This is a genomic window from Microbacterium sp. Marseille-Q6648, assembly GCF_943181415.1.
Lineage (GTDB): Bacteria > Actinomycetota > Actinomycetes > Actinomycetales > Microbacteriaceae > Microbacterium.
In genome coordinates, this window is sequence record NZ_CALPBZ010000001.1 from 1,291,693 (window position 1) to 1,316,150 (window position 24,458).

Sequence of the window (24,458 nt, forward strand, 5' to 3'; positions counted from 1 at the left end):
CAGTACGCATGGAAAGCAATCATTTTCGTCTGCTCCGCCAAGGGCACATACTCGATATCCACGAAGTCGCGGGGCTCAGCGGGAAGTATGTAATCGTTTCGCAGAGCTGTGACATCGTTCAACCCAAGCGCGAGTTCATCCAACTCGCGCCCGTCGTTCAGCTCTTGGACGAAGTAGTGCTCCGGGGAGCTCTGAAGAAGGAGAACCCCAGATTTGCTCTCGTACCTGCATCGGAGGGGGGTGCGTTTGCAGACCTCGCTCAGATCGTGTCCGTCCCAAAGAGCTACTTCGCTGCCACACTCGAGCCGGTCCGCCAAGGGCCGGAAGATTTGCGGGAGGCTCGAGAATTCGGCCTCGCAGTTGGACGCTGGTTCGGCCGCTTCGCCGTCCCGGATGAGGTTCAACCCTGGCTAGCGCCCGTTCAGAACCTAATTCGATCGAAGTATGACAACCCCAACAGTCCGCTGGGCCAGGTCATGCAGCGCGTAGCCGAGGTCCGTGTTGAGGCGGTGGACTGGAGCGTCCTGCCCGTGTCGCTCACCCTCCACGTGATTGTGAAGGCTGGTTGCCTCCCAACCGTCTCGGAGGATGCAGACCTGTCAAACGTGGGGAGGCTTCCGTCGCAGCTCGACGAGTTGTGCTCGGCGATTCTCGTCGAGAACGACGCTGTTCGGCTTGCGGTGCTGTGGCCAACCCTCGCTGAAGTCCTGGCATCGAGGTGCGTGCCCCGGGTCAAGGATGCCGAGGATGCTTCAGTCCGCGACGCCGTTCGGGAGATCGTTGGCGAGGTCAGTTCCGATGATGAGTTCCCGCTTTCGAAAGCTCGACGATCCGAGCAACTCGACATCGACTTCCTCTCGGAGCCAACGCCATATTGAAAACCATTAGGTCTGCTGTGATCGCTCACGCCTCGTTCGCGGTCCGCGAGAAGCTCGATCAGGGATCGGCCTTGAACCCACTGCGGACGAGCTCTCCCACGAACTCCTGACGACGAGCGCGGCGACGGCTACAACCAAGGCCGCAAGGTCTACTCAGGAGAACGCGGCGGTCATCGGCCAAGCGTAGTGATGTCACCTTCACCCCGCAGCGCACCCTCTGAGAGGCTCTGCGCGCCGTCGAGCTAGCCTTCCAGCCTCCCGCGTACGTGCCAGCCATGTTCCGTCAGGACCGACCGCAGCTCTGGTGATCCCCGCAGTCCGCGGTTGACCCGCGCGAAGCTGACAACGTGGTACTTGACGGTCTCTGGCACAGGTGGCTACGGAGCTGAGCGTCAACGAGAAAACCAAGCACTCACGATTATCAAACCTCGGCGTTGAGTTGCATTTACGGCGGCGGCTCATCGCGACTAGCGGAGTCCAGTGCATCACTCATTCGGGCTGACGACTACAGCGAGGCTTGCGCGCCTCCCACGAACCTCCACGCCTGGGTCGACACCTCCGCGATCGCCTCGGACGGGCGTTCCAACAGCGAAGCGAGCGGCCGGTACCGCTGTACGAAGACTTCCGCGTTTTCGTCACGCCACCCCGCGACGGCATCGTTGAAGTCTCGGCGAATGACGGCAGAGACATTGGGCAGGTACTCGGTCGCTAGCCGCTCCTGAAGGTCGTGCCAGGTCCGGTAGTACTTCTGCTCGAGCTTGCCGATTCGTTTGGCAGCGCCGTCCGGATCAGGTCGCATTCCAAGAACCATCATCCGTTGGACGCGAGGTTCGATCGAGGAGAGCGCCTCCTCGGCGGTACGAAGCTTGCGGGTGGCGTTCCTCACGTCTTCGACGGTTGCTCGCACCGCCGCCGGCTGATCATCGGTGATCACTTCTGACGTGGCGATGGGGATGGGGATGCACTGCACTGCGGCGATGGCGCTCGGCACCACGGCGAGAGACAACGTACCCATGGCTTCATGCACGTTGAGATAGCGAACTGCATCGAGTCCGGCATCACTGATCTCCGCCACGCTGATGTCCGACGCGACAGCGTGATTCTCGTCGCGGTAGCCGGCGCTAATGCGCCCCGGCGTGAGCCTAAGGGCGACGCGGTAAAGGTAGAACTGCTTCGTACCGTCGTTCTGGTACTCCATGCGGCGAAGCATGTTTTCGATCCCGGCCTCGTATGTTCCGACATGCAACGCCTTGGACGTTTGCCGCGCGAGGTAGTTGTCTCGGCTGATGCCAAAATCGCGTTCGACCCACTTCAGCTGATTCTCGAACTGGGCCGCATAGTCCGGCGAGGGCCAATCGGGTGACGTGCTGGTGTGATACCAGGCGAAAGTAGAGACGAGATTGTCCTGGAGCGCCGGGTCGTTCTCCTCCCGCAGCGCGGCTACGGCCCGACCGAAGTGGATCTCCCTGCCACAATGCGCGCAGTTCATCCGCGCGCTCCGTGCCTCCGCGAGATAGTCGTCGGCCGCGAGCGCGGACGTCTCGCCGCACGCGCACCGCATCCGGTAGTCATAGTTGAAGCCGTCGGATCGCTCGGCGAGCTCGAACGTCAGGTAGGCCGGGTGCGCGCTCATTCGGATCGACGCACTTCCTCGGGCCTGAAGCCCTCAACGAAGAGCCTGCCAAGTTCGATCCAGTCCTCGGCCGTGACGCGGGAGTCTGCAATCAGGTCGAGCGCCTCATCGACGGTCCAACTTTCATACGTGACGTACGGCTGACACCAGCGGCCACTCGCCCACGCAGCGCACACGCCCTGACGCCTCTCGGACTTGCCCAGCCCAATCCAGAACAGGTTGCCAGGGTCGTGACCTTTGATGCTCGGGAAGTGGAGCGCCTTTGACCATCGCCTCCACGCGTGATTGAAAGCGAACTCAAGCTTCATCTTCGCGCTGGTGACAGCATCGACATCCTGGGCGAGCACGCCAAGCGCCATGCCCACGACGACGGTCTTGATCTGCTGATCCTTCGACTGCCCCACGCGCCGAACCTATCCGGCCTCGCCGACATCTGATCGAAGGAGGTGGCCGAGCCGCGTGCAGGGGCCATCGCATCAGGCATCACAGATTGTGACATCGAACGCGTCGCGTTCGGCACATGCCCAAGATCAGCGCTTGCTTACGCCCTGTCGAGTTCGCTTGCGCGTCTCTCGTTTGTGCGGGCGATTATTTCGTCGGTGACGGACGGAGTCTCGGGGTCGTCGGTGAGATGAATGAGCCGAAGGTCGAGTTCTGGCTGCTCGACTGTTCCTCCAGATGCATAGACCTTCATGAGGGGAATCGCGCCGATGTCCATCGCTGACTTGACCAACTCGTGGAAGATCGCTGACTGAGGTTCCGGGAGGTATCCCGCGATGGTGCGTTCGCGACCTACCAAGAGATCTGCTCGCACTGCGTGGACGATGAGTGGGTGGTGGGGTTCGGCGACGAGTAGGGCCATGAGCTCCCCGTCTTCGGCCTCCTCCCACTTGTTGAGAGCGTCCCGCACCTTCGCCTGGTACTCGCGTGTGCGACTAAGTTGCATGTCGTCGCCACCGGTGAGTCCCATCGCCTGAGTTGGGACGATAGGTGCGTACGCCCATTCACCGAAAGGTGCCATGGGCTCGCCCTGGAACTCGAACGCGTCGATCCGCGCGTCTATGCGATTGTCGTTCACAGGGGTGGTGTCCGTGGCGTGGGCTGCTGCGAAGGCGTCCCAGATCTCACTGGAGATCCGGCCGCGGACACCTACGGGGAACCCGTTGGCGAGTGCCCAGGTGCGCACGACACTGGGAGATGCCGCGCTCGTTGATCGTTCCGTCTTGCGCGAGGGCGTCCCGGCTGCGGTGCCAGCAGGTCGAGTTGGCGCGGTGGTCCGCGGGCGGTCTTCGGCGGGGGCTGCGGGCTGAAGGTGTGCGAGGAGGGTTTCGAAGGTGTCGGGGTGAACGATTCGCGTCCCGACTTCTCGGGCCTTGGCGAGTTTCGTGCCGTCCATGCTCCCGTCCGTGACGAGCATGGATGTGAGCCTGGACACGTTGTTCATGACGCGAACGCCGAGTTCGGTGGCGCGACGTTCCAATCGGTCCCGCTGCCGGTCGTCGCAACCGGTGAAGGCGACCTTGTCGCCAACTCGCAGAGGCACCCCGAAGCTCCAGTCATCGGGGAGAGGGCGTAGCCCAGCGCTCATTCTCGCGGCACGCGCCGAAGACGCGTGCGCGATCAACTCATTCACGGTTGCACGAGGCACGTCGAGCGCATCACACAGGGTATGCAGCTCCTCGCGCTCGTCTGCGGAGACGTGGCCGTCGTCGACCGCCTTATGGGCGAGCGCAAGGATGAATGCCCGGTGGGCCGCGCGGAGGTCGGAATCGGTGAGTCGGTAGACACCGATCAGCTCACCCAGATCGCCGGCTTCCTCGTCGCTGATTTCACCGTCTTCAAGCGCGTCGAGAAGGGTCTCGAGGTACGCAAGCGTGCCCTCCGGCGCACCCTCCTCCACAGCCTCGAGAAGACTGACAGCGGTCATCTGCCGCAGTAGAGGCGGATGCTTTGGTTTGGCAGGAGTGATCCTTTTCGGACGATCCCGCGAACTGTCGGACCGGTCAAACAAGGCTGTGTCGGGGGCGCGTGAGGGACCAGCAGGCCACGTGACGCCACGGGCTTCGTTGCGGAGCGCGATCAGCGCTTGGCTCTGACGGCGACCTGTCTGGGTGAGGTAGAAGCGAAGCAGCCCGGCCGTCGCACGTGCGTCGCCCAGCGCGGAGTGGGCATGCTCAAGAGGGACCCCCGCCGCCCAGCAACAATCGGCCAGCCGGCGCCGATCCAACTCGGGAAGATAGTCGCGACTGCCGTCCAGCGTGCAGAACGCCGGAAGCCACGGCGCATCCCAGCCCGCTCGTTGAAATTCCGCACGCAGGAACGCAAGGTCGAAGTTGGCGTTATGCGCCGCGATCGGCACGCCTGCGACGAAGGGAATCAGGTGCGGCGCGACGTCACGAAAGACAGGCGCACCGGCGACGTCGTTGTGGGTGATGCCGTGGATGTGGGTCGCACCGACAGGACCTTCCGGATTGAACCGCGTCGACCACTCATCGACAACCTGGCCCTCGCTGTCCACGCGGACCACCGCGAGCTCAACGATGCGGTCCTGGCGAGGCGAGAGCCCGGTCGTCTCCACATCGATAATCGCGAAATGCGGCACACCATTCTGCGGTGGATCCGCCAGCCGCGCGGGCGCGCTGGTAGTAGCCCCAGATGTCTCCCGCTTGCCGAACAACCAGTCGAACAACCCCATACGTCCTCATCCGATCTCAGTCCACTTCCGCCCCCAGACGGAGACCCAGAGTGAGTTCGGGCCTGCTCACATCCTGCCTGATGCCGGCGACGCTCCTCGTTATAGCCCGGGTGCTACGGCGCCGCGCGGAGACACGACTTACCGCCCGTCGCCGAATCGATGCGCGCAATTGCCTCGCTATCGCGCAATGCGCGTATGTGGATCGTTGGTCAGCGGACGGGCGGCAGCCGTTTCGGTTGGGTTTGCGACGGGCGCCAGGCTGTACAGTCCGATCTGTCAGGATCTCGGAAGCCGGACTAGCGAGTGACTGTGCTGGTTCAAGAAATGTCCGGGCACTTCTCCTCGAACGCTAGTGTCACACCTTTCGATTGAACGATCCCGGCCGTCAGAAGCTCGGACAGGATAGAACCATAGCCCTGACCGAGACTCCGATCGATCCAACCGGTGTTGCCAGCGTCGAGAATCGGTCTAGCCGAATCCATCACTTCGCCGTTGAGCTTAACGGTGTACTCAGTCGTGTTATAGATCTGCACTCGGAACATCACGTGGCTCGGCACATCGGAAAAGGTCACCGTATTGGCGTCGATCTTGCCAACGTAGCGGGTGCCGACGCCCGTTTCTAGCTCGAACAAGCGATCATCCATGATGGTCGTGACACGGTCGCATTTCACGCGATAGGTCATGACGAAATCCTCTGCGCTCCCCACCGTCGCCATTGCCGGAAGCGGCGGACCAATTGCAATGACTGCTGCGACAACGCCGATAGCGACCGCAACGAAGGTGCCCCGGTCCGTTGCTACTGCTCTGCGGCGCCAGCGGTCCAGTAGCGTCCAGGCAGTGATCGCAACAACAGCCCATATCAGGAGAAGGTTTATGCGCATCAGGGTCTGGCTCGACAGAAACGTGCTCTTGGTCGCGTCAATAAACAAAGGGGGCAATAGTACGGCTACGGCAGCCGCTGCCAGCAGACCCCAGCTGCTCCGCCACTGATGCCATGTACGCGCCGCCAAGAACAGAACGAAAGCGAGAAGAGCCTCGGCGCCAAGAACTGCGAAGAGAAGTTCGACGGTCGGGACGTTGTTCACCAGTAGAACGCACAGGAGCGGAAAGATAACGAGAATCGCGGCCATAAATATCCGCGCCGTCCTCCTGGCGTGCCGAAGTGCCTTCCCTTGCGCTGCACGGCTTTGGGGTGTGCCCGTCGAACTAGCTCCCGTCATAATCAGATCGTAACGTCGCGCGAGGACCGGTCGGTGCGGTCGATCCCGCCCTCCCACCGCATCCGAGACGATCGGTCGAGGCATCAGAGTCTTCGCGTCCCGGGTACTCCTGGGCGATGCCCGCAAGCACTCCCAGCTTGAGTTTCCGACTGAGTCTCAGCAGGCCAATCGCATTAGCGTTGGCTCTCTGACCAAACGTACGCAGCTGTCCCCCTATTGGGGCACAGCTGCGTACAGGGATCCCTATTCGCGCACCCCGCGCATGGGGGCGGTCGCGGGCGGCTGTTAGCCCGTTCCACTGCCATGCCAACCGCGCGTTCGCGACCGACCGGGAGCCACCCAATCCGCGCGCTGGACGAATGCGGATCACTGATTCCCGGTTATACATCGGGACCACATTGGCACCGCTGGAGGACCGCTGCCGGCGTAGCAAATTCCTGGAGACACATCGGAGTGAGTAGCCCGGCATGCAAGAGGAACTGGTCGACGCGGCACGAAATGCTTTAGATCCGGGTCGGGCGATCGCTCCGACGCCGAACGTCAAAATAGCCGAATACCGCTGCGAGGAAACCGAGACCCGCGCCCAGCAGGATCCCGCCGATTGTGTTGAGCCTACCGCCGGTAATCCGCTCACCCTCAATTGGAATGACTCGCTCCATCGTGGTGAAGGCCGCTGCATTCTCGGACTGTCCGACTACCGTTCGGGCCAAGCACGGTAGGGCATCCAACCGTTTCTCCTCGGACGTGGTGAAGCTGAACCAGGCGGAGTTGACGGGCGTATTGTTCAAATCCCCAACCGGCGCTTCCCAACTTGCTGACTGATCGGCGAAGATCGCGTATCGAGGACAACCCACCCTCGTCGCCTCCACATCGATCGCAGGTATCTGAACTCGTATCTGCCCGAACTCGCGGGCACGGGAGAACTGCGGCTCGATGTCGAAAACAGCCAGGTTGTGCTGACCTTCGACAGCCGTCGAGAGAGCCCTCGTGAGCGTTGCTGTTCCATCCGGTGCAAAGGTGACACCCCGTTTGAAGTTCTTTAGGAACGGACGCGCCTCAGGACCGAGCGTTACGGTCACTTCCACGAGCTCAGCGGCACCTACGACGTTGACTCTGAGTTCGTCCGTGTACGTAACGCCGCTTCCTTGGCTGACCCAGGGCACCCCGGAGAGATATGCAACTTGGGCAGACGTGTAATCGCCGTCGAGCGATACGGTAATGGGAGTCACAGCGCTGGCCGGCGATGCGGCCGGCCACGCTGGGACAGCCAGAACGCCCAAACCGACAAGGGTGAGCACGACAGCACATCCAAGCGAGAGCCAAGGGAACATTCTCGGTAGACGGTCTTGAGTTTCGAAGCCGTCTTTCGGGGCCGACGCTCCTACGTCCGATTGCAGAGACGCCCTCTCAACGGCTGTTGCTGTCGTGCCTTTGGCCCGCGGTCCGGTCGTCAAAGCAGAGTCGGTCCTGGAGCGGCTCATCGCAGTTAGGAGCACGACAGCGACCGCCGCCACAGCGGCAATCCACGACGTTGCTCTGACGTTCCGATCCGCTGACATGGCACTACGCTATGGGACTCATCCCGGTTCCTTCACCGCTGCCTCGCCCTTAGCACACGACGCCATATCCACTTGAACGGGTGCGACTCCCTCGCATTCGTTGCGGCGACGTCGAGCTTCGTGGGGCTCTTTTTGCTGCCAAGTGATTACGGGTGGACGGAGTTGTTCGATGAGTCGAGGCGCGCCACGAAGTTCGCGACGTCCTTCTCAAAGATCTTGCACTCGCGGGTCGCTCGGCCCGATATTGAGAGGAGTGTCCGTCGTCACATAGATGGCCAAGCTGCCTCCCAGGCTCGAATGAGCGGCGTATCGCGCGCTAGACAACCAGTCATCACTTGTCGCAATCTATCGGATGCGGCTCACATAGCTTTCGTGTGCGATGTCGGCATCTGGCGGCGGGCGCGCCTCGTCCCAGCGCGCATCGGTCCTCTGGCGTCGACTGCGCGTGCGCGGATCGATGACGGACGTCAAGGTTCGCTCAGAGGGCAGTGCTCGTTTAGCGATCCGACACGACGATTGCGATAACCCCAGAGCCTTCGAGTCGCCGCCGACATCTGTGAGATAAGGACGCGGTTCGCTGCCGTCGGCTACCGCAGAAGCTCGTCGCGTCGTTGACTCAGGGAGATCAGTTTCTGCTGCAGCGACGAGCGCTTCATCTCCATACTGCGAATCTTCGATTCGATCCGGTCGCGCGCTTCAGACTGTCTGCGGACAATGTCCCAGTAGTGCGGGTGAGTAAAGGACGGCTGGGGTCGCGTGCTTTGCTGCTGGAGTCGCGAGTATGAGCTTCGAATCGCGTCGTCGGTCCGCCAGATCGACTCGTTGGTGCGTCGAATCGCTTCCTCCACGTTCTGGATCTTCTCCCGTTTGCGCTGCTGCCACTCGGCTTGCTTGCGTTCTCGGTCACGGTTGATCGCGTCAAATAGCGCTTGCTTCGCCGACGCGAACTGCTCCTTGAGGCGCTGGTTGTCTTCCCTTCCTGCTGAGCCCGCCGCGAAGAACGCGTCTGAGAGCGCACGCGCCTGGTCGCGAGCGCTCTTGAAGTCCGACGTGCTTCCCAGCGCTCGCATCTGCGCGATCAGACTCTCCTTGGCGCTCTTGGCTTGAGCGGCCTCGCGGTCGCGCTTGTCTCGTTCCGCTTTCGACTTGGCAAACAGAGCATCCTTCGCTTTCGAGAAGTCACGCCACAGGCGATCCTCGTCATCTCGGGACGCTCGACCAGCCTTCTTCCACTCCTCGGTCAGAGCCCGCATCTGCTGGCTAGCCTCGCGGAGGTCGGACGAGTGAACGAGACCCATCGCGCGCGAGACAATCCGCTCCTTCGTGGCTTTCGCTTGAGCAGCGTCGCGGTCGCGCTTGTCTCGTTCCGCTTTCGACTTGGCAAACAGAGCATCCTTCGCTTTCGAGAAGTCACGCCACAGGCGATCCTCGTCATCTCGGGACGCTCGACCAGCCTTCTTCCACTCCTCGGTCAGAGCCCGCATCTGCTGGCTAGCCTCGCGCAGGTCGGACGAGTGAACGAGACCCATCGCGCGCGAGACAATCCGCTCCTTCGCAGCCTTGGCCTGACCCTGTGCATACTCGCGCTGCCGTCTCTCATCGTCACTCTTGGTTCTGAGTCGAGTCCTTGCGTCGTTGAACCGCTTCCAGAGACGATCCTCGACTTCGCGCGACGCTCGCGGAGCCGCCTTCCATTGGTCGCCGAGTTGCCGCATCTCCTGGCTCGCAGCACGGACGTCGCTCGACGTAGCAAGGTCCTCGGCACGCGAGACGATGCGCTCCTTCTCACGTTGCCCGATAGCTTCATTGCGCTCTCGTTCCTCACGGTGACGCGTCTGTGCATCACGGAATTGGCTCTGCGCCGCGTTGAAGGAATCCCAGTAGCCATCCTTCTCCGCGCGAGACTTCACCGGACCGACGTTCTTCATCTGTTCGCGTAGTTCGCGGAGCCGTGCGTTTGTCGATCGCCAGTCCGTCGACGACCCCAAGGCACGAGCCTCGCTCACGATCCTCTGGAACGCCGCGGCGTTCGCCTGCCAGTCGTCTTCTACGCCCGGGTATAGACGCGGCCCTCGGCGCATGTCGTGATGTCCCGGCTGGCCATCCTCGCGGCGTTCGTAATAGTGCGCATGGTCTTCGTCGACCGTCTTGCTGCTCACATGTCCGGGCGCGACGAACCCTTCTCGTGGACGAGATGAGGTCTTATGAGTCACCCGCTGCCCGTGTTCGTCGAATCCCCAGATCAGTTTTCCCGAAGCATCATTTACGTCAGCTGGATCGCGTTCCCCATTCCCCATGAGCAGATCGTGGCGACGAAAAGCGAAGTCGTCAACTGTTGCGTCACAGATGCGTACGTCCGCGCGACGCGATCATGTCGCGGCGTCCACCGTGGTCCTCCGATCCGTCGTGCACAACGGAATCGAGACGGCGGCCGGATAGGAGCTCACATGACGCACGGATGGGTCCCGTTCGCGGGCAATGCGCGTTTACGGATCCCCAGCGAGACCCGACGCGGGGTCCCGCGTGGCCTGCTAGACACTGTCACCGGACGCGGCTCACAGCACCGCCCTGGCCCCTTGCCGTCGCGGGAAGAGTGATACCCGGCGCCGGAGGCTCCACCCGCTCGTGGCACAGTTAAGGCACATTTACTCGCGACACGCCGTGTTTTCGAAGGCAGATTCATGCAACTGTGCCGCGAGCGCGGGAGCTGAGAACGGCGGAATTACGCGGCAAAACGGCCCATTCGTGCCTCAGAAAATGAGAGTTCGAATCCCCTATCCTCCGCTCCTGCGAACCCCTGTTTCCAAGGGATCGCGACTCAATGCCACTTCGGACGTAGCCGAAACGGCACAGGTCTCCGTGCGTCCGAAAGCCCGATGGGGCACCATGGGCGGCATGACTTCTCCGAGGGTGCCGTCTGGGACGACGGTGCTCGAGACAGACCGGCTGGTGCTGCGTCGGTGGTTGCCAGCCGACGCCGCCATGCAACGGCAGTTGTGGATGGAGCGTGACGCTCGTGTTCCCCCGCACCGCCGAATCTCATCCGACGGCCGCCCGAGCATCGAGGACCTTGAAGACCGGATCCGGCGTGACGACCGGTCAGCTTCCTTGGGCCTGCTGGCTGCCGTCCGCAAGGACAGCGGCGAGGCGATCGGCTACTGCGGTCTCATCGCGAACGTCCACGGCCAGGATGGCGAGCCCGAGCTCGCATACGAGTTCCTCCGCAAGGAGTGGGGACAGGGGCTGGCGACCGAGGCCGGGAGAGAGATCATCGCCTGGGCCGGGTCGCTCGGGTACACCCGACTGTGGGCGACGGTCCGTGAGTGGAACGCACCCTCGCGACGTGTCATGGCGAAGCTCGACTTCGTTCAGACATCGCGCGTCCAGTCCGATGCCGAGCACGGGGACTCGCTCTTCTACCGAAAGGACCTTGTCCTCGCGGGCTGAGCCCGTGCCGACGTGGCCCACACCATGTCCGCGGACGACGCGATGACGATCGCGCTCGGGCCTATCGCGGGTGAACGCGCATGGTGGTCTGTTTGGCCAGCGGACTCGTCATCGCGCGTGTTCCGTCTGACTGGGTCGCGGTCATGCTTCGGGAATCTCCCGTCCGTAGGTTTCGAGTGTGATCTGGTTGGGTTCGGGGCCGCGACGGATGCCGGTGTCGAGCGCGTCGATCGCTGCGAGTTCTGCCTCGGTGAGAGCGAAATCGAACACGGTGTAGTTCTCGCGGATGCGATCGGGTCGAACCGACTTGGGGATCGCGGAGCGGCCCTGCTGCAGGTGCCAACGCAGCATGACCTGCGCAGGCGTCTTGCCGTGAGCCGCCCCGATTCGGGCGATGGTGGGGTCCTGAAGGGCGTTGGCTCCGCCCTCGCGGTAGGCGGTGATCCCGCCGATCGGGGACCATGCCTGGGTGAGGATCCCTGCAGCGGCATCCGCGTCCTGCACGTCGCGCTGTGCGAAGTAGGGATGCACTTCGATCTGATTCACCGCGGGCACGACGCCGGAATGCTCGAGGAGCGCGGCGAGGTGATCGGACATGAAGTTGCTGACCCCGATCGCGCGGACGCGTCCGTCGGCGAGGAGTGTCTCGAGAGCCTTGTAGGCGTCGATCGTGAGGTCGAATCGGGAGGGGAGCGCCTGGTGCAGGATGAACAGGTCGAGGGTGTCGACGCCGAGCTTGCCGGCGCTTTTGTCGAACGCGTGCAGGGTCTGGTCGTACCCGAAGTCGCTGATCCAGACCTTGGTCTCGATGAACACGTCGCCACGGTCGAGCCCCGACCGTCGCAGGGCTTCGCCGACTTCGCGTTCGTTGCCGTACGCGGCGGCGGTGTCGATGTGCCGGTACCCGGCCTCCAGCGCGGTCTGCACCGCCCCGATGGTCTCGTCGGGCGGGGTTTGGAATACTCCGAAACCCAGGGCGGGCATCCGGATGCCGTTGTTGAGTGTCAGTTCCATGAAGATGCCTCCTGAGTGGTGATGGCGCCTGGCGGCACGGTGTCGTTCCCGGTCATCGTCCGACCATGGCCATGCCGGAGTCGTCGTAGCGGTTGCCGGCGACGCCCAGCCGGTCGATGATGGCGTTCAGGTCGGCGAGGTCGTCGGCGGACAGACCGACGCTCGTCGCGGCGGCGTTCTCGTCGATCCGCTCGCGCCGTCGGGTGCCGGGGATCGGGACCACGTAGGGGCGCTGAGCGAGCAGCCACGCGAGCGCGACCTGGCCGGGGGTGGCACCCCGGGTGGCGGAGAGGGCGGTGACATGGTCGATGAGCGCCTGGTTGGCGGCCAGATTCTCCGCCTCGAACCGCGGCACACGTGCGCGGATCTCGCCGGGCGCGAAGGTGGCATCCGGGGTTAGGGTGCCGGTGAAGAAGCCCTTCCCGAGAGGGCTGAACGGCACGAAGCCGATGCCGAGCTCGTCGCACGCTTGCAGAACACCGTTTTCGGGGTCGCGAGTCCAGAGCGAGTACTCGCTCTGCACCGCGGTCACCGGGAACACCGCGTGCGCGCGACGGATGGTGCCGGGACCGGCCTCGGACAGCCCGAAGTGCTTCACCTTGCCTGCCGCGACAAGCTCGCCGACCGCGCCGGCGACATCCTCGATCGGAACAGCAGGGTCCACCCGGTGCTGGTAGAAGAGATCGATCGCCTCCACCCCCAGCCGCCGCAGCGACGCGTCGGCGACGCGGCGGATCTGCTCGGGACGGGAGTCGGTGCCCCGCATCTGGCCGTCTGCGATGTCCCACCCGAACTTCGTGGCGACCACGACCTGGTCGCGGATCGGAGCGATCGCCTCCCCCACGAGCTCCTCGTTGACGTACGGGCCGTACACCTCCGCGGTGTCGATGAACGTCACACCCTGATCAACCGCGTATCGCAGCACGCCGATCATGTCGTCGCGGTCACCCGGGTTCGGACCGTACGACATCGACATGCCCATCGCGCCCAACCCGATCGCCGAGACCTGCAGCCCCTGACCCAGAGTCCTCGTATGCATCGCCCGTCCTCACTTTCCTGTCGGTGATCCCAGCCAACGCCATCCGCCTCCCGGATGACAGTGGGCGATGTGCCCGGTACCGCCAGTACCTCCCTCATCGGCCGGGGGCGGCGTACGGTCGAGGGCATGGACAACCGCAACGACGTGCGCGAGTTCCTGACCACACGTCGCGCGCGCATCACTCCCGACCAGGCCGGCCTCCCCGCCTTCGGCGGCAACCGCCGCGTCCCGGGACTCCGCCGCGAAGAAGTCTCCCTGCTGTCCGGAATGAGCGTCGACTACTACACCCGCCTCGAACGAGGCGATCTCTCCGGCGTCTCGGACAGCGTCCTGGACTCCCTGGCACGCGCCCTTCAACTCGACGACGCCGAGACCGCTCATCTGCACGATCTCGCCCGCGCCGCGAACGCCTCCCCCGTCACCCGGAAGCCGCGCAGCCGAGCCGGCGGCGATACGCTCCGGCCCAGTATCCAACGGCTCCTGGACGCGATCACCGAAGCCCCGGCGATCATCCGCAACAACTACTACGACTATGTCGCCGCCAATCGCCTCGGCCGCGCACTCTACGCGCCGGTGTTCGACGAACCCATCCCCAACAGCGCCCGGTTCGCATTCTTCAACCCCGCAGCGCAAGAGTTCTACCCCGACTGGGACAAGGTCGTCCAGGAGTTCGTCGCCACCATGCGCGGCGACGCCGGACGCAACCCCTACGACAAGCGCCTCACCGACCTCATCGGCGAGCTCTCCACCCGATCCCAGACCTTCCGCACCCTCTGGGCGGCGCACGACGTGCGCTATCACCGAACCGGCATCAAACGGATCCACCACCCCGTCGTCGGCGACCTCGATCTCACCTACGAAGCCTTCGAGCTCCCCGCCGACCCCGGACTGCAGCTGTCGACCTTCACGGCCGAACCCGGATCACCCTCCGACGACGCGCTCAAGATGCTCGCCAGCTGGGCCGCGACCACCGACCCGCCCGCACCCCGACATGACGTCACCGCCGAAGACACCGGAACGGCACCTGACCCGCGACCAGCGGAACCACGCGGGTAGCAGCGCCACCCCGCCCGGCATCCGACCAGCGCGATCCCCCGTTTCCATGGGGATCGCAACTCGGCTCAGCCCCCGTAACGCTCATCCGCCGCCCGGTGTTCGGTGAGCGCGGCCAGCCGAGCGACGCCGACCGGCTCTTCAGCCAGCAGCGGGACGATGGCTACCCGATCCTCCAGCTCACGGACGCGGGCGATCTGAGCGACCTCGTTCCGCGCACGGGTACGCAGGAACGCCGACTCCGGGTGCGCCGCGACGATCGAGTTGTTCACGACCCACGCCCACGGGTGGATCCCGGCGCGCTCCAGATCGTCCTGCAGATCGGCAGCCTCGAGGACGGGCGTCGTCTCGGCGAGCGTGACGAGGATCACTTTGGTCTGCGCCGGATCCTGGAGGCGCATAAGCGGCGTGGAGTAGGCCATGCTCGCCGCGCCCATCTGGCGCGCGATTTCGCGATGGTACGAGCCTGCGGCATCCAGCAGCAGCAGCGTGTGCCCCGTCGGCGCGGTGTCCATGACGACGAAGGTGCGCCGGGAGTCGTGGACGGCGCGCGAGAACTGCTGGAAGACGGCGACCTCGGCGGTGCACGGCGACATGAGGTCCTCAGCCAGGGCTGCGCGGCCTTCCTCGTCGAGGTCCTTGCCCTTGGCGGCCATCACCCGGGCGCGGTACTGCTCGAGCGCGGTGTCGGGGTCGATCCGCGCCACCGTGAGTCGGTCGACGGCTCCACCCAGCGTCTCGGTGAGATGGGCCGCCGGATCCGTCGTGGTCAGGAGCACGTCGTGCCCTCGCGCGGCAAGGGCGAGCGCGACGGCGGCGGCGATCGTCGTCTTCCCCACACCGCCCTTGCCCATGCACATCACGAGCCCGTGCCCGTCGCGCTCGATCTCGTCGACGAGCGTCACCAGCGGAGCATCCGGCACGTCTTCGCTCCCGTGCTCCGCGTCCCCGGCACTGCTCAGCGAGGACCCCGGCTCGAAGAAGGCGCGAACCGCGTCGATCCCGACGACGTTGCCGGCTTTGAGCTCCAGCACGTCCCGCGGCAGATCGGCGATTGCGGCGGGCATCGCCGCCATCGCGACGGTCTCGCGACGGCGTACCGCGGCGGCGATCGGCTCCTCGCCAGCACGTGCGGGGAGGACCCCGTTGACGACGACGAAACCGCCGGTCATACCGATCGCGGTCAATTCAGAGAAGGTGCGCGCGATCTCGGTGAGCGCCGAGGCCTGGGGACGGGTGACGAGGATCAACCGCGTGCGAGCCGCGTCGGTGAGCGCCGCCACCGCCGCGGCGTACGTGGCGCGGTGCTTGTCGAGACCCGAGAGCGGCCCGAGACATGAGGCGTCCCCGCCGCCGGCGAGGAACTCGGTCCACGATCCCGGAAGCTGCAGGAGCCGGATCGTATGCCCGGTCGGAGCGGTGTCGAAGATGATGTGGTCGTACTCGCCGTACGCCGCGTCGTCGGTCAGGAGCTGGGTGAACTCGTCGAACGATGCGATCTCGGTGGTGCACGACCCCGACAGACTCTCGGTGATGCCCGCGATCTCCGTCTCGGGCAGCAGCCCCCGGACCGGACCGATGATGCGCTCGCGATAGGCCTCGACCGCCTGCTCGGGATCGATCTCCAGGGCGGACAAGCCTTCGACCGAGGGGATCGCCGTCACGGCGTTGCCGGTCGCGATGCCGAAGACCTGGCCGATATTGGATGCGGGGTCGGTGCTGACGAGCAGGATCCGTCGTCCACGGGTCGCCAGCCGGACCGCCGACGCGCAGGCCACCGAGGTCTTGCCGACGCCGCCCTTGCCTGTGAAGAAGAGAAATCGGGGTACATTCTCGAGGAAGTTCATCTCATGGCCATCCTCTCCTCCCCACCGCCGGCCGGCCAGGCCGAACGTCCCTCGTCGCGCACCTCGGGACGAGATGACGCACGCCCGGCGACCGTCGGGCGGACAGGCGGCGCTCGATGATCCAGGTTCTGCGAAATCCGACGTATCGCGCGCTGTTCAGCGCTCAGGTGATCGCCTTGGTCGGCACGGGTCTGTTGACGGTGGCTCTGGGGCTGCTCGCGTTCGATCTCGCGGGGGATGCGGCGGGCTTGGTGCTCGGGACGGCGCTGACGATCAAGATGGTCGCGTACGTCGGCGTCGCGCCCCTGGTGGCGGCGCTGGTGGATCGTCTGCCGAAGAAGGCGGTGCTCATCGGCGCCGACCTGATCCGGCTGGCCATCGCCGCGATCCTGCCGTTCGTGTCGGAGACCTGGCAGATCTACGCCCTCGTCTTCGTGCTGCAGTCCGCGTCGGCGACGTTCACGCCCGCGTTCCAGTCCCTGATCCCCAGCGTCCTGCCGGAGCCGAACGACTACACCCGGGCCCTCGCCCTGTCGCGCCTGGCCTACGACCTCGAGGCGCTGCTGTCCCCCGTCATCGCGGCGGCGCTGCTGACGCTCATCAGCTACAGCAACCTGTTCATCGGCACCGCCCTCGGCTTCGCCGGCTCCGCCCTCCTCGTGCTGATCGCCCGGCTCCCTCCCCGATCCTCGGATGCCGCGACGTCGACGTTCTGGCAACGCCTGCCCGTCGGCGCGAAGGTCTTCGCCCGCACTCCGAGCCTGCGGTTCGTGCTGTTCACCAACATCGTCGTCGCCGCAGCGACCGCGCTCGTCCTGGTCAACTCGGTCGTCTACGCCAAGAGCGTGCTCGACCTCGACGACGCGGCGGTCGCGGTGACCCTCGGCGCGTACGGCGTGGGCTCCCTGCTGATCGCCGTGAACATTCCCCGGCTGGTCGAACGGTTCGGCGTCACCCGCACCATGACCGCCGGGGTCGTCGTCGTGATGACCGGGCTCGGTCTCGCCATCGGCGTGACGGTCTTCACAGTCGCCAGCGGCGTCGGGTGGTGGATGGTGCTTCTCACCTGGGCGGCCCTGGGCGCGGGCACCTCGCTCATCAACACCCCCACCTCCCGGCTGCTGGCCGATGCCTCCACACCCGCGAACCGCAACCTCGTCTACACCGCGCAGTTCGCGGCATCCCATGCCTGCTTCCTGATCACGTACCCGCTCGCAGGATGGATCGGCGCGATCAGCCTTACCGCCGCGGTGGGCGTCCTCGCCGCGGTCGCCGCCGCCGGGGCTGTCGGCGCCGCATTCGTCAGTCGAGGTGAGCGCGCAGCGCCTCGAATCCGGTGAGCTCCACGGGGGCGCCGAGAAGTCGCAGGTGGTCCTGCCGCCGCTCCTCCCATCGCTCCCGCGTCAGCAGGAAGCGCTGCTGCCTCACGGCGGTGCCTTCCCGATGTCGTCCGTTGGTGCGAGGCTCCCCACGGATGGGCGATCGGCGGGAGGCGCGATGCGGGGAGAGGCGACCGTGCTGCACGCGGATCTCGACGCCTTCTACGCGTCCGTGGAACAGCGCGATGCCCCCGAGCTGCGGGGGCGTCCGGTGATCGTCGGCGGCGGGGTCGTCCTGGCGGCCAGTTACGAGGCGAAGGCCCGCGGAGTGCGGACGGCGATGGGCGGGCGGCAGGCGCGCGAGCTGTGTCCGGATGCCTTCGTCGTGCCTCCACGCATGGAGGCGTACTCGGCCGCGAGCCGCGATGTGTTCGCGATCTTCCGCGATACGACGCCGCTCGTGGAGGGCCTCTCGATCGATGAGGCGTTCCTCGAGGTCGGGGGTCTCCGCCGCATCTCAGGCACCCCCGAGCAGATCGCGGTGCGACTGCGCGAGCGGGTGCGCGACGAAGTGGGGCTGGCGATCTCGGTCGGCGTCGCTCGAACCAAGTTCCTCGCGAAGGTGGCCAGCGCGGTCAGCAAGCCCGATGGGCTGCTGGTCGTGGAGCCCGATCGCGAGGAGGCATTCCTCTTGCCGTTGCCGGTCGAGCGCCTCTGGGGCGTCGGTGCGGTGACGGCCGAGAAGCTGCATCGGCTCGGCATCCGCACCGTCGGTCAGCTGTCGGAGCTCGAGGAGGCCGCCGCAGAACGGCTGCTGGGCAAAGCGACCGGCGCGCACCTGCACGCCCTCGCCCGTCTGCGGGATCCGAGGCCCGTCGACGGCACACGGCGTCGCGGCTCCATCGGCTCGCAACGCGCTCTCGGCAGCCGGCCCCGTTCCGAGGATGAGCTGGACGTGATCCTGACGCAGCTCGTCGATCGCCTGGGCCGGCGCCTGCGCGAGCACGACCGGGTGTGCCGCACGGTCGTGCTGCGCCTGCGCTTCGGCGATTTCACCAAGGCCACCCGGTCGCACTCGATCCGGGCCGCTTCCGACCGCACGTCGGTGCTGCTCGCGGTCGCACGGCGTCTGCTCGACGGCGCCCGGGACGAGATAGCGCAACGAGGCATCACCCTCATCGGGGTCTCGTTCTCGCAACTCGGCCGTGCCGACAGCATGCAGCCCGAGCTTCCGATCGACTGGGACGAGGGCGTGCGCCTCGACACCGTCCTCGATGCGGTCCGCGATCGCTTCGGACCGGCGTCGGTCGCGCGCGCCACGCAGCTCGGCCGCGATCCGGGGTGGTCGACTCCCCTCTTGCCCGAGCACGAGTGACGCGTGGTCGGTATCGACCGGGGCGACCCCCGCCGGCGGCATCCGGTGGTTGACTGAGCGCATGACCCCCGACCCGCCCTCCGCTGCCGTGGCCACGATCGTCGCGGCCGACGCCGTCGACAAGCTCGATGCGCTCGCCGTCATCTCGCGGACTCTCGGGGCGCCCGTCCGGGGTGGCGGAACAGCCAGTCCGACCATCGCCGTCGCCGACGGCCTCTGGATCCAGATCGACATTCCGAAGTTCGGCGAGCCGCCGCCTCTCGCGATCGACGTGCACGCCGTCGCCGGTCTCGCCGCAGCCCGGCGGGAAGCGATCGAGCTGATGCGACGTCTCGCCGACGCGACCGACTGGACGCTCACTCCAGCCTTTCCCCACGAGCCCGCCGAAGCCGCGACCTTCGAACGACCTACTGAACCGAGGTAATAGTGAAGTAGGGTAACAGTATGCCCGAACCGCTCCTCCTCGATCGACTGCTTCTCGTCAGTGAGCTGTTCCAGCGCGACATGGCTCGCGCCTTCGCCGGCACGCCCCTGTCGCCCGCCCGAATGGCCGTGCTCTGGACGCTCCATCACGACGGCCCGAGCACGCAGCAGGCACTGGCGTCCGCACTGGGGGTGTCGCCGCGCAACATCACTGGACTCGTCGACGCCCTTGAGGAATCCGGGCACGTGAATCGGGTGTCACACCCCACCGACCGCCGCGCGCATCTCGTGGAGCTCACCGAGGCCGGAACCGAACTGATGCGGACCACCGCGCGCGAGCACGCGCACCTCAGCGCGGCACTGTCCGCGGCCGTCGATCCGGCAGATCGCGAGACCCTGGACCGCGCACTCGACGCGGTCACCGCACGCCTGCGACAGCTGATCGAGGAGCAGCGCGAGGAGGTGCCGCATGACCCGCACCGCTGACAGCCAGGACCTCGCACCGAACCACACTCGCCGGCTTCTGTCCTTCGCACGCAGAGCTCTGGCGGTGGAGCTGCGCATCTACGCGAGCATCGGCCGGGCGATCGCGCGGCGGCCGGCGATCGCGCCGGGCGCGATGGGGTACTCCTACCACCGCCCCGTGCAGACCATCCTCATCATCTTCATCGTGCTGTCTGCGGTCGAGATCCCCATCATCGACCTCATCGTCCACCGGTGGCCGACCGTGCGCATCGCCTTCCTCATCCTGGGGATCTGGGGGCTCACGTGGATGGTGGGACTGCTGTGCGGCCAGATCGTACGCCCGCACACCGTCGGCCCCGCCGGGATCAGCGTGCGCGAGGGCCTCGAGCTCGACATTCCCCTGACCTGGGATCAGATCGCATCGGTATCGCGCTCACTCCGCGTCGACGAACCGAGATCGCCGCGCGTGACGCAAACCGCGAGCGGCCGCGAGCTCGCCGTGAGGATGCAGGACGAGACCAATATCGAGATCGAGCTCGAGCTCCCGACGCTCGTGCGCCTTCCCGGCCTCCACCCCAAGGGCGGGACGCACGAGGTCGACAGGGTCCGCATCTGGGCCGACGATCCGGATGCGTTCCTCGACGGCGTCCGGGCGCACATCCCCTGACCGCGACTCGACGGCCGGCCACTAGACGCATTCAGTGGAATAGACCTCGCCGGCGTACCGTTGGCACCACTATGCAGCGATTCGGAACACTCTCCTTCGGTCACTACGGCCCCCTCGGCGGAGGCCGCCAGCTCACGGCGCAGGACTCCATGCTGCAGGCCATCGACCTCGCGCAGGGCATGGACGATCTCGGCGTGGACGGCATCTCGTTCCGCGTCCACCACTTCGCCCGCCAGCAGTCCTCCCCCATGCCCCTGCTCGCAGCCATCGCCGCGCGCACCGAGCGCATCGAGGTCGGCACCGGCGTGATCGACATGCGCTACGAGAACCCGCTCTACCTGGCCGAAGAAGCAGCATCCGTCGATCTCATCTCCGGCGGACGACTCGCGCTCGGCGTGAGCCGCGGCTCACCCGAGACGGTGGTGCGCGGCTACGAGGCCTTCGGATACACGGGATCGCAGGACCCCCGCGGCGCCGACCTCGCCCGCGACCACTTCTCCCTCTTCCTGCGCGCGATCGACGGCGAGGGTCTGGCCGAGCGCGACGCGACGAGCCCCTTCGGCGGCGGCACGGGGATGCAGCGGGTCGAACCGCACTCCCCCGGCCTCCGCTCACGCGTGTGGTGGGGCGCCGGCAACCGCGACTCCGCCGAGTGGGCGGGGCGAACCGGTGTGAACCTGATGTCGTCGACGCTGCTGACCGAGGCGGACGGCAGGCCGTTCGACGAGCTGCAGGCGCAGCAGATCGATGCCTTCCGCGCGGCATGGACGGATGCCGGACACCCCGGCACTCCGCGGGTGTCGGTGAGCCGCTCGATCTTCCCGATCACCACCGCCGAGGATGCGATGTACTTCGGCGGGCGGCAGGACGGCGACCAGATCGGCGTCATCGACGGCATGCGCTCGACATTCGGCAAGACGTACGCCGGCGAGCCCGACGAGCTCGTCGAGCAGCTGCGCCAGGATGCCGCCGTGCAGAGCGCGGACACCCTTCTGCTGACGATCCCGAGCCAGTTGGGCGTCGCGTTCAACCTGCGGCTGGTCGAGTCCTTCGCACGCTTCGTCGCCCCCGCGCTCGGCTGGCAGGGCACTCGCGTCTGAGTGCCCTGCCGAGAGGCGCCGAGCTGTCAGTCCACCGGATGGCCGGCCGCGAACATGTCCTGCGGATCCCACGCGGACTTGAGTTCGCGCAGGCGCCCGCCCGCATCACCGAAGGCGAGCTCGCGGCTCACCCCGCCGTCGATGAACGTCAGAGCGAGCGACGGCGAATGCCACGCGGCGGTTGCCGCCACGACCCCGCGGACGGCGGCGAGCGCGCCGACGGCGAACTCCGCGCCGGGCACCATGGCGATGCCCACGACGAGATAGTCGCCGTCGAGCGCGCCGACCGCCCCGGCATCCGCGGGTCGACGAGAGGCGGCGCCCCCCACGTGCCGCAGTTCCGCGATGAACAGCCCCGGCGCACGACACGCCCCGAGGAACGCCTCGACCGCGTCGTCGGGCAGTGACGCGAGCATCGCCCCCTCCGAGAAGGCCGGCGCCGGCTCAGGCGGATCCATGTGCATCATCACCAGCTGCGCGGACGGGATCCGCGCGAACGTGTCCATCTCGGGCTCGAAGGCCCTCATGGGCGCCAGCAGGGCGTCGGCAGCGGCATCCGGCTCGAGGAAGGCGCCGTCGAGGACGACGAGGCTGCGACCGGACAGGAACGGGGGAAGCTCCGGCATCGGGGGGAAGTGCATGACGCGCATCGAGGTCGACACGCTCTCGGGGAGAGTGCGCGTCCACGCTGCCCACGCGGGGACGACCTCGGCCGCGCGCGAGGCGTCCCACAGCAGCATTCCCGCGAACACATCCGCGTAGGGCAGCAGGTCGATCTCGAGCGAGACGACGACGCCGAACGCCCCGGAGCCGCCGCGCACCGCCCAGAAGAGGTCGGCGTTCTCGTCGTCGGAGGCGCGCACGATGCGCCCGTCGGCGGTCACGATCTGAACGGCGCGCACGTGGTTCACCGCCAATCCGTGGGTGCGCGCATAGAACGACAGCCCGCCGCTCAGCGCGTACCCGACGACGCCGACGTCGCCGGCGCTGCCGTGCATGGCGGTCAGCCCATGCGGGGCGGCGGCCTCGACGACGTCGTTCCAGTGCGACCCTCCGAGCACGAGCGCCCGTCGGGTCTGCGGCGAGACGGTGACACCGCGCAGCCGCGACAGCGACACCAGCACGGTGTCGGCGAGATCGGTGTCGGCGAGGGCCCCGGCACCGTGGCCGGTGGCCTGCGGTGCGACGCGGAGTCCGGCTGCGGCCGCCGCGCGCACGACATGGACGACGTCCTCCGCCGACTCCGGAAGAGCCACCGCCGCCGGGCGCTGGTCGATCGCGAGGTTCCACGGTCGGCGAGCGGAATCGTAGGCGTCGTCGCCGGGGAGGACGATGCGCTCGCCCAGCGCAGCGCGCAGGTCGGTGACGACGGGAAGGGCGGTCTCGTGAATGGTCATGGGGTGTTCCTCTCGGGTCGCACAGGGTGAGTGCGCGCTCAGTCTGCGCCGAGCACCGGCACCGCCTCCATCCCAGATGGGAGGGGATTTCGCTCCCCCCAGATACCTGGGATGGCGCAGCGTCGTCCACAGGAGCACACTGTGTGCATGCCGACCGCACTGGGGATCGGGCGCGCGCGCAGCGACATCGATGTGATGTCGCGGGCCGGCCTGCCGCTTCACGAGTTCATGGACGAGGCCACGGCCGCCGTGGGCCGCGTCGTCCCGATGGCCGCGGCGTGCCTGTCGACGCTCGACCCGGCCACCTCGATGGTGTCGAGCACGCGCAAGATGGGTGATCTCGACGGCAGGAACGAGGACGATCTCACCTGGGCGCGCATCGAGTACGGCACGCCCGACCCGACGGCGATCGAGGCCATGGTGCGCACGGGGGTCGACGCGATCGGAGTCCGGGCAGCCCTGGGCGATCACCTGGAGCAGTCGGTCCGTATGAGCGAACTGCTCGTCCCTCGATTCGGCTATCACGACGAAGCCCGGGTGGTCTTCCGTGATCGACACGGCGCGTGGGGCGCGATCGCGATCTTCCGCGGCTCCGAGGACGCCGCGTTCTCGAACGATGAAGTCGCCTTCCTCGCCGACGTGGCCCCGTCGTTCACCCGCGGCATCCGCGCGGGACTTCTCGCGCAGCTGCGGCGCGCCGACGCTCCCGGCGACGTCGGCCCCGCGGTGATCATCGTCGACGCCGCCGGCTCGGTGCTGCAGACCAGCGCGGGCGCGAGCGCGCAGCTGGCCCGCATGGCGGACGTGCCGAACACCGGAGACCCGCTCACCATCGTCTACGCGCTCGTCCACGCGGCGCACCGCTTCGCCCGCGGCGACATCGATCGGATGCCGCGGGTGAGGGTGCGCACGACCGACGGCGTGTGGCTCGTGCTCCACGCCTCGCCGCTCTCGGGAGTGCTCGATCGGGCCGGTGACGTGGTGGTGACGATCGAGGAGGCCCGCCCGCAAGAGGTCATCGGCCTCGTCGCGGACGCGTTCGGGCTCACCGCGCGCGAGCGCGACGTCACCGGCATGGTGCTGCGCGGCGCCGACACGAAAGAGATCGCCGCCTCGATGCACGTTTCGCCCTACACGGTGCAGGACCATCTGAAGTCGATCTTCGACAAGGCCGGCGTCGCGAGTCGGCGGGAGCTGGTCTCGCGCGTCTACTTCGATCAGTACGTCCCGCGGTGGGGCGACGCCGTGGCCGCCGACGGCTGGTACGCCCGAACTGCGTCCTGAGCCGGGCGGAGGCACGGCCGTTAGACTGGGCACCCCCTATCGC

The 24,458-nt window shown here is 66.4% G+C and carries 21 protein-coding genes; 10 read left to right on the forward strand and 11 right to left on the reverse strand.

The window, feature by feature from the left end; translation table 11 throughout:
• Nucleotides 1-8: 8 nt before the first annotated feature.
• A complete protein-coding gene (locus tag NFR93_RS06170) occupies nucleotides 9-878 on the forward strand; it encodes a hypothetical protein (protein ID WP_251450892.1) in 870 nt (289 codons plus the stop codon).
• A 505-nt stretch (nucleotides 879-1,383) separates the two neighbouring features.
• Here NFR93_RS06170 and NFR93_RS06175 read toward each other — a convergent pair.
• The 6 genes from NFR93_RS06175 to NFR93_RS06200 form a co-directional block, all read right to left on the reverse strand.
• Nucleotides 1,384-2,511, reverse strand: a complete 1,128-nt coding sequence (locus NFR93_RS06175; RefSeq protein WP_251450893.1) for a hypothetical protein — start codon at nucleotides 2,509-2,511, stop codon at nucleotides 1,384-1,386.
• Nucleotides 2,508-2,915 carry a hypothetical protein gene (locus NFR93_RS06180; protein WP_251450895.1) on the reverse strand — a complete coding sequence of 136 codons (408 nt, stop codon included), beginning with the start codon at nucleotides 2,913-2,915 and terminating at the stop codon, nucleotides 2,508-2,510. The genes NFR93_RS06175 and NFR93_RS06180 overlap by 4 nt, the downstream gene beginning before the upstream one ends.
• 137 nt (nucleotides 2,916-3,052) lie before the next feature.
• Nucleotides 3,053-5,206: an exonuclease domain-containing protein gene (locus tag NFR93_RS06185; protein ID WP_251450896.1), complete on the reverse strand. Its 2,154-nt coding sequence runs from the start codon at nucleotides 5,204-5,206 to the stop codon at nucleotides 3,053-3,055.
• A 317-nt stretch (nucleotides 5,207-5,523) separates the two neighbouring features.
• Nucleotides 5,524-6,336 (reverse strand): hypothetical protein, encoded by an 813-nt coding sequence (locus NFR93_RS06190; RefSeq protein WP_251450898.1) that lies wholly within the window; start codon nucleotides 6,334-6,336, stop codon nucleotides 5,524-5,526.
• A 593-nt stretch (nucleotides 6,337-6,929) separates the two neighbouring features.
• The gene (locus NFR93_RS06195; RefSeq protein WP_251450900.1) at nucleotides 6,930-7,985 is read right to left on the reverse strand and encodes a hypothetical protein; all 1,056 of its coding nucleotides are present in this window, start codon (nucleotides 7,983-7,985) and stop codon (nucleotides 6,930-6,932) included.
• Between the two features lie 587 nt (nucleotides 7,986-8,572).
• Entirely contained in the window at nucleotides 8,573-10,282 is a 1,710-nt protein-coding gene (locus tag NFR93_RS06200; protein WP_251450902.1) for a DUF349 domain-containing protein, read from the reverse strand.
• Between the two features lie 598 nt (nucleotides 10,283-10,880).
• Here NFR93_RS06200 and NFR93_RS06205 point away from each other — a divergent pair.
• Nucleotides 10,881-11,432 carry a GNAT family N-acetyltransferase gene (locus tag NFR93_RS06205; RefSeq protein WP_285814544.1) on the forward strand — a complete coding sequence of 184 codons (552 nt, stop codon included), beginning with the start codon at nucleotides 10,881-10,883 and terminating at the stop codon, nucleotides 11,430-11,432.
• 141 nt (nucleotides 11,433-11,573) lie between these two features.
• On the opposite strand, the gene NFR93_RS06210 is transcribed toward NFR93_RS06205, so the two are convergent.
• Both NFR93_RS06210 and NFR93_RS06215 read right to left on the reverse strand, forming a co-directional pair.
• The gene (locus NFR93_RS06210) at nucleotides 11,574-12,446 is read right to left on the reverse strand and encodes an aldo/keto reductase (protein WP_251450904.1); all 873 of its coding nucleotides are present in this window, start codon (nucleotides 12,444-12,446) and stop codon (nucleotides 11,574-11,576) included.
• Nucleotides 12,447-12,498: 52 nt separating this feature from the next.
• Nucleotides 12,499-13,485 (reverse strand): aldo/keto reductase, encoded by a 987-nt coding sequence (locus tag NFR93_RS06215; RefSeq protein WP_251450906.1) that lies wholly within the window; start codon nucleotides 13,483-13,485, stop codon nucleotides 12,499-12,501.
• A gap of 126 nt (nucleotides 13,486-13,611) precedes the next feature.
• Between NFR93_RS06215 and NFR93_RS06220 the strand changes: the two genes are divergently transcribed.
• Nucleotides 13,612-14,541, forward strand: a complete 930-nt coding sequence (locus NFR93_RS06220) for a helix-turn-helix transcriptional regulator (RefSeq protein ID WP_251450908.1) — start codon at nucleotides 13,612-13,614, stop codon at nucleotides 14,539-14,541.
• A 65-nt stretch (nucleotides 14,542-14,606) separates the two neighbouring features.
• On the opposite strand, the gene arsA is transcribed toward NFR93_RS06220, so the two are convergent.
• A complete protein-coding gene (gene arsA, locus NFR93_RS06225) occupies nucleotides 14,607-16,385 on the reverse strand; it encodes an arsenical pump-driving ATPase (protein WP_251450910.1) in 1,779 nt (592 codons plus the stop codon).
• Between the two features lie 116 nt (nucleotides 16,386-16,501).
• Between arsA and NFR93_RS06230 the strand changes: the two genes are divergently transcribed.
• Complete coding sequence (locus tag NFR93_RS06230) at nucleotides 16,502-17,725, forward strand: MFS transporter (RefSeq protein ID WP_251450912.1); 1,224 nt, start codon at nucleotides 16,502-16,504, stop codon at nucleotides 17,723-17,725.
• On the opposite strand, the gene NFR93_RS15980 is transcribed toward NFR93_RS06230, so the two are convergent.
• Nucleotides 17,688-17,813: a hypothetical protein gene (locus NFR93_RS15980; RefSeq protein WP_285814545.1), complete on the reverse strand. Its 126-nt coding sequence runs from the start codon at nucleotides 17,811-17,813 to the stop codon at nucleotides 17,688-17,690. The genes NFR93_RS06230 and NFR93_RS15980 overlap by 38 nt on opposite strands.
• Before the next feature lie 69 nt (nucleotides 17,814-17,882).
• Between NFR93_RS15980 and dinB the strand changes: the two genes are divergently transcribed.
• The 5 genes from dinB (at nucleotide 17,883) to NFR93_RS06255 (ending at nucleotide 21,734) form a co-directional block, all read left to right on the forward strand.
• Entirely contained in the window at nucleotides 17,883-19,079 is a 1,197-nt protein-coding gene (dinB, locus tag NFR93_RS06235; protein ID WP_251450914.1) for a DNA polymerase IV, read from the forward strand.
• A 61-nt stretch (nucleotides 19,080-19,140) separates the two neighbouring features.
• Complete coding sequence (locus tag NFR93_RS06240; RefSeq protein WP_251450916.1) at nucleotides 19,141-19,503, forward strand: hypothetical protein; 363 nt, start codon at nucleotides 19,141-19,143, stop codon at nucleotides 19,501-19,503.
• Between the two features lie 20 nt (nucleotides 19,504-19,523).
• A complete protein-coding gene (locus NFR93_RS06245; protein WP_251450918.1) occupies nucleotides 19,524-19,988 on the forward strand; it encodes a MarR family winged helix-turn-helix transcriptional regulator in 465 nt (154 codons plus the stop codon).
• Complete coding sequence (locus NFR93_RS06250; RefSeq protein WP_251450920.1) at nucleotides 19,972-20,634, forward strand: hypothetical protein; 663 nt, start codon at nucleotides 19,972-19,974, stop codon at nucleotides 20,632-20,634. The genes NFR93_RS06245 and NFR93_RS06250 overlap by 17 nt, the downstream gene beginning before the upstream one ends.
• A 71-nt stretch (nucleotides 20,635-20,705) precedes the next feature.
• Entirely contained in the window at nucleotides 20,706-21,734 is a 1,029-nt protein-coding gene (locus tag NFR93_RS06255) for an LLM class flavin-dependent oxidoreductase (RefSeq protein ID WP_251450922.1), read from the forward strand.
• A 26-nt stretch (nucleotides 21,735-21,760) separates the two neighbouring features.
• Here NFR93_RS06255 and NFR93_RS06260 read toward each other — a convergent pair whose 3' ends face one another.
• Complete coding sequence (locus NFR93_RS06260) at nucleotides 21,761-23,131, reverse strand: FAD-binding oxidoreductase (RefSeq protein WP_251450924.1); 1,371 nt, start codon at nucleotides 23,129-23,131, stop codon at nucleotides 21,761-21,763.
• Between the two features lie 147 nt (nucleotides 23,132-23,278).
• On the opposite strand from NFR93_RS06260, the gene NFR93_RS06265 reads away from it, so the two are divergent.
• Nucleotides 23,279-24,415, forward strand: coding sequence for a helix-turn-helix transcriptional regulator (locus NFR93_RS06265; RefSeq protein WP_251450926.1), 1,137 nt, complete (start codon nucleotides 23,279-23,281; stop codon nucleotides 24,413-24,415).
• The last annotated feature ends 43 nt before the right edge of the window (nucleotides 24,416-24,458 follow it).